The organism is Mycobacterium sp. NPDC003323, assembly GCF_053589535.1.
In genome coordinates, this window is the sequence record NZ_JBSFSB010000004.1 from 398,459 (window position 1) to 404,477 (window position 6,019).

Sequence of the window (6,019 nt, forward strand, 5' to 3'; positions counted from 1 at the left end):
CGACACCGCGCGGATGCCAACTATCCCAGGACGTATTCCAGATGGGTTCGTGTCTGCATGCGCTTCGTGGTCCGCGATGGCGTCACCGTTTGCAAGGACCGTCTCCCGGGCAGTTGGCGACGGTCCCACCAACGGGTTGGCCCACCGCGGTGTTCGCGCAGCGCGACTACAGTGTCGCTGCGATCCCGGCCTCGACAGCTAGGGCGACCTGCCACCTACGAGAATCGACTCATGGCTGGCCGCGCCGACTCCGAAGAGCTACATCCTCGACCTTTACGACGAGGTGCTCGGAATACGGGGACGTCGCCAGGAGAAGTACCACGGCGCCGCGGAGATGCGTCTCCCACCCGAAGTCGGGGGCGACTTTACCCGTGGATGGGAACTGGGCCGGCCGCCGAATAGTAGTAGCGACCGGTCGAGCGATGCCGGCATCAAACTCCTCGACCACCTAGTTGTACTGACCACGGACGTTAGGTACGGCGTGGCGTGGTGACATGACGAAGACCTCCGAGTGAAGTGCGAGCTGTCTAGGAACGCACCAACTCATCTCGGAGGTCTTCATGTCCCACCGTAATGCCCCTCTGTCAGAAACCGGTCGGCTGCGCCTGGCTCGTTGCGTCGTCGAAGAAGGCTGGACGCTGCGCCGGGCTGCCGAACGGTTCCAGGTCGCTGTCACCACCGCCCAGCGGTGGGCCCGGCGCTACCGCGAGCAAGGGCCGGCCGGCATGGTCGATCGCAGCTCACGGCCCCACCACAGCCCCCACCGGACGCCGACGCGCACTGAGCGTCGCATCATCAAAGTCCGGGTCACCCGCCGATGGGGAGCGGCGCGGATCGCCTACCTACTCGGTCTGAATGTGTCTACGGTCCAGCGTGTCCTGACCCGATACGGATTGGCCAGACTTCGGTGGCTGGACCGCCCGACCGGGCGCGTCATCCGTCGGATGGAGTCCGCCCATCCGGGCGACCTCGTGCATGTCGATGTCAAGAAGGTAGGCAAGATCCCGGCCGGAGGCGGGTGGCGGATGCTGGGCCGAAGTGCAGGAACTCGGCACTCTCGCGCGGACAAAAGCAGCGGAACTGGAGGCGACCGTAATGGACGGCGCGGCTATCACTTCCTGCACACCGCCATCGACGCCCACTCCCGCCTGGCCTACTCCGAGCTGCTTGCCGACGAACGCAAAGACACCGCCGCCGACTTCTGGCGACGCGCCAATTCCTGGTTCAATGAGTGCGGGTTCACCGTACAAAAAGTGCTGACGGACAACGGATCCTGTTATCGATCCCACTCATTCCGAGACGCTCTCGGCGAGATTGAACACCGCCGCACCCGCCCCTACCGCCCGCAGACCAACGGCAAGGTGGAGAGATTTCACCGCACCCTTGCCGACGAATGGGCATACGCCCGCCTCTACACCAGTGACGCCGATCGCTGCGCGGAGTTCCCACGTTGGCTGCACACCTACAATCACCACCGCGGCCACACCGCACTCGGCGGCCAACCACCCGGCACCCGCGTACCTAACCTCTCAGGTCAGTACAACTAGTCCTGCACGCCTGTTCAACGTTGAAAACATTCGCGCCGTGATCGGCCTTCAGGATCTCGATGACCTCAGAAAGCAGAGGTCGAGTTCGTCATGCGGTAGCGAGGATTCGCCGTATCCTCAAGTCAGCGGCATACTAGAGCTTAGGTGGCCGCTGCATCGCGAGGTATGCCTTTACTGCGGCAGATCGACGGTGGCCAGTGGGCACGACTCGGCCTTCCAGCTTGGCTGACGCCTTCGTGGCGCGCTTCCCAGCCCTCTTGATGGCAGCGCTCGACACCACGACCTTCTTCGGTGTTTTTTGCTCCATCGCGGCACCTCCCACGGGCTCAACCTGAAGTTGATCGTACCGGCCAGCACTGGCGGTGAACACGGCATTCAGCCGTGTCAGAAGTCGTCGACGATCCTTGCTCCACGAAGCACTCCCGATACCGGGACGGATGACAGCTGCCTGCGACTGTCTGGCCCTCTCTGAAACATCGTGACCTGGAATGCGGGCATGGCGCTCCTCCGGTGTCGCGCGTCAGACGGTTTGACCGCCTTCGACCGAAATTCCGGCGATGTCGCACCACGATGTTAGAAACTGGCTTCGTTGTTCGCGGCGCTGGCCATTCGGGGTGTCAAGCGCGCTGTCCCGGGGGGCATACATGGGCTTCAAAGACTTCTTCAACAGGCTTGGCGGTTCGTGTTGACGACGGTCCAACCCCAGGCCAAAAACGACGGTTGAAAAGTAGGCCACGTTGTCGTGGTTATTGTGCCGTGTTGTCTGCGCGTGCGGAGGGCAAGGTGTCGATTCCGGTGTCCTTGAGTCGGTAGCTGGAGCCTTTGAGAGTCAGGACGTCAGCGTGGTGGACGATGCGGTCGATCATCGCTGCGGCCACGACTTGGTCGCCGAAGACGTCGCCCCAGCGGGCAAACGGCAGGTTGGAGGTCAGGATCAGCGAGGCGTGTTCGTAGCGGCTGGAGACCAGTTGAAAGAAGAGGTTCGCCGCGTCCTGCTCGAACGGGATGTAGCCGACCTCGTCAACGACGAGCAGGCCGATGCGCCGCAGCTTGACCAGCTCGGCGGGGAGGCGCCCGGCATTGTGGGCGGCCTTGAGGCGGGCGACCCAATCCACCGCGGTAGCGAACGCGATCCGATGACCGGCTTGGGCAGCCTTGACCGCCAGCCCGATGGCGAGGTGAGTCTTGCCGGTTCCGGGCGGCCCGAGCAGTACCACGTTGGATGCCTTGGCCAGGAACGCGCCAGTGCCCAGGTGGGCAATCATGTCCCGGCTCAGCGCCGGCTGATGATCGAAGTTAAAGTCTTCCAACGACTTCCGGTTCGGAAACCCGGCCGAGCGGATGCGGGTTGCCGCACCGGAAGCCTCGCGAGCCGCAACCTCCCGCGACAGTACCGCCGCCAGATACTCCTCGTGGGTCCAGCCGGCGTCGCGGGCTTGCTCGGCCAGTCGGGCGGCGGACTCACGGATGCGTGGGGCTTTGAGGGCCTGGGCGTAGTGCAGGACGGCCTTCATCGGATCCTCGGCCATGATCAGGCCACCTCGCCATCGGAAGCAACTGTGCTACTGGTGAAGTCAACCCCGAACGCGCGGTCGTAGTCGGCCAAGTCCCGCACCAGCTGATCACCTGCCGCCAGCGGCGAGCTGGCTTGAAACTGCTGGCGCAGCGCCGCGGCTGTCGTGATGTGCGTGGGGTCGGTCAAGGTTTGTCGCGCTGCCCAGCAACGGTCATGGGCCGCCAGCAGGCGTCCCGACCGGGCCACCGTCACCTGCGTCAGGTCGGTGGTCACCTCGACGAGTTGGCCGATCGCACTCGGGTCGACGGAGTAGTCGTTGCCGGCCACCCGCACGTAGTAATCCCGTCCCAGCCGCACCGAAGTCACTGACTGCACCACCGGTGATACCGGCGGCAGCGCCAGCATCTGGGCGCGGTCGGCATCGAGAAAGTCGACGGGACGACCATCGAGGACCCGCACCCGACGGCTGTTGGCAATCGGAAGCCATTGCTTCAGTTGTTCATTGAAGTCCGCGGGTGAGGCGAAGCTACGCCCGGGCAGGAACGACGTCTCCAGATACCGATTGGCTCGCTCCACGATGCCTTTGGATTCGGGATCATAGGGTTTCATCTGCAGCAGCCGTGACCCGAGCGTCCCCATCAGCGCCGTCACCGGATCGGTCAACCGACCCCGGCGCCCGATCCCGGCCTCGTTGCCCCACCACAACTCATGGGGCACCGCGGTGAAGTTCTGCGCAAGTAGCTGCCACATCCCGGCCACCAGGTCCATGGTCTGGCGCGACGGCAGCATTACCGCGGCGATGAACCGGGAGAACGCCGCCACCATTACCAGCACCGGCAGCATCGATTCTTGGCCGAAGCCGACCGCGATCTTCGGCGCCGGAAACCACAGGTCGCACTGCACCGCCCGTCCCGGCGAGTGCTCGAGTCGATCGACCGGATCGGCGGGCAGGTACTCCGGGCGGATCGCCCGGACCCGCTCACGGAACCATGAGATCGAACCGGTCCACCCGACCCTCTCTGCGATCACCGTCGCCGGCATCGTCGGATAGGCCGTCAACAACGCTCGAATCCGCGGCTCCACCTTGTTAATCGCCGACGGCGCCGAGGCTCGCTCGTACTTCGGCGGACCATCGGTGGCCAGCGCACTGGCCACCGTGTCTCGCGCGATGCTCAGCTTGCGGGCGATAGCCCGCTGCGACATCCCTTCGCTGAGGTGAAGATGCCGGATCAAGGCCCAGTCTTCCAAGGAGATCACCCGTCCAATCTGAATGGGTGGCCTACTTTTCACCGTCGCGACTGGCCTAGTTTTCGACCGTCGTCAACAGTTCGGCACCGACTAATGCGAGTTCTTTTGCGACGCCAGCCCAGCTCGGTTCGCTTGGGGTAGAGGACATCGAAGTCGCGGGTGAGTCGTACCGCCGTGAGGCGTTCGCGCATGTTTTCGCCGCAGCAGGTCGGCCGCTCGGAGGCGTCCTGATGCGCAATGCGGTCCTCATACCCGATCCACAGAATCCCCACGACCGTTACGCGGTGTCGGTTTACATCGACGGCGTTCACGTGGGCTGGGTGCCGGCTGACGAAGCGCCGCGAATTCAACCGATTGCGATCGCTCATGCCCGCGCAGGGCGCCAACTGACCGTGCTGGCACGCGTATGGGCGTGCTGCGAAGCCGGCGACTGGTCGGCTCGAGTTACGCTGTCATGCTCAGGCCAGACCGAGGCCGAATGGTCGTACGTCGACCACGGAGACTGGCCAGGGCACCGCAGCCCGGAGGGCACCGAGCGGTTAACTCAGACCGGCCGGATGCGGCGGATCCGGCTCGCCGAGACCGCGGGGCTGATCCGAGGACAGGACTTCGAGACGCTTCGCCCGGTGATCGCCGAGGCCAAGGCGCGCGGTGACGCAGACGCTGCACTCGCCATATTGCGGGAATGCATCGAAGCGAGTGAGGGTCGCGCGAAGGTCCAGGGTTACCGGCCCTCGGCCTGGCCTACGGAGCAGGCCGCAATCCTCTTGCGCAAACAGAAGGATTACCTCGGTGAAGTCCTGGTGATCGAACGCTTCCTCGCCGCCGATCCCACACATCAAGGGACACAGGCCTTATGCGACCGATTGGCTCGAGCGCGGGAACTATCGGGCCAGGCAGCCAGCGTCGTAGCCAATCCGGCTCCGGCCAGCGGTTCCAGCATCGTGGCGCCGAACCGTCTGGACCTGGCCGCCGAATCAACCATCACACTCGTCACTCTCGATTCGGCAGCTGAGGTGTCGTACGAAAAGGAGTATCGGGACGCGATCGCAACTGCATTCGCCGAGGCCGGTGTCGCGTTGGGCGACGCCCTCGAGACGACCGCGGTCCTGCGTGAGATACGCGAACCTGGCACCCGATTCAGCCCGGTAGCGGTGTACGTCGGGGGCCGTTTGATCGGAGTCGTTGGCGCGCTGTACGCCGATGCGATCAGGGTGCTACTTCGAGAGCCGCACCTTGTCGGCGCCACCGTCGGTGTGCGGTGCCGCATCTATGCTAGCGAGGCGCCCGGCTTCACCGCACGCGCGACGCTGGGCCCTTACGAGTCGGTAGTAGCAAGCCTGACCGACACCCAGTCGGCAGCAGAAGGTCGTGCGAACTCTGCGCTGATGGCCGACCTTCGCCGAGAGCGGCAGGCCGCAGGTAGCACCGAAGCGAAAGAGCAAGCTGAAAGACTGGTTCGTGGAAGAGATTTCGTCGAATGGGTCGAGCACATTAAGCAACTTCGTCGTGACGGCGCCGATGAGGAGGCAAGTTGCCTACTGATGGAGTGCATCGACGCCACCGAGCGAGAAGCGAAGACAAACGGTTGGTCGCCAGCGCCCTGGTACACCTGAGGGGGACCCGTTTGGTGGTCCAGTCGCTATGCGGCTCGGGGTTGGTGGGTCGTGGTCCACTGTAGAACGAACTCGTCCGGGCTGAGTGCGCC

Annotated in this window: 4 protein-coding genes; 2 read left to right on the top strand and 2 right to left on the bottom strand. The window is 64.3% G+C overall.

What is annotated here, in order from left to right; translation table 11 throughout:
• Positions 1-560 precede the first annotated feature (560 nt).
• Positions 561-1,547 (top strand): IS481 family transposase, encoded by a 987-nt coding sequence (locus ACWDUN_RS14095; protein ID WP_449929518.1) that lies wholly within the window; start codon positions 561-563, stop codon positions 1,545-1,547.
• 746 nt (positions 1,548-2,293) lie between these two features.
• Here the strand turns inward: ACWDUN_RS14095 and istB are convergent.
• Together istB and istA are read right to left on the bottom strand one after the other, a co-directional pair.
• Positions 2,294-3,076 carry an IS21-like element helper ATPase IstB gene (istB, locus tag ACWDUN_RS14100; RefSeq protein WP_449929520.1) on the bottom strand — a complete coding sequence of 261 codons (783 nt, stop codon included), beginning with the start codon at positions 3,074-3,076 and terminating at the stop codon, positions 2,294-2,296.
• A gap of 2 nt (positions 3,077-3,078) precedes the next feature.
• The gene (gene istA, locus ACWDUN_RS14105) at positions 3,079-4,320 is read right to left on the bottom strand and encodes an IS21 family transposase (RefSeq protein WP_449929522.1); all 1,242 of its coding nucleotides are present in this window, start codon (positions 4,318-4,320) and stop codon (positions 3,079-3,081) included.
• 221 nt (positions 4,321-4,541) lie between these two features.
• On the opposite strand from istA, the gene ACWDUN_RS14110 reads away from it, so the two are divergent.
• Entirely contained in the window at positions 4,542-5,927 is a 1,386-nt protein-coding gene (locus ACWDUN_RS14110) for a hypothetical protein (RefSeq protein ID WP_449929523.1), read from the top strand.
• The last annotated feature ends 92 nt before the right edge of the window (positions 5,928-6,019 follow it).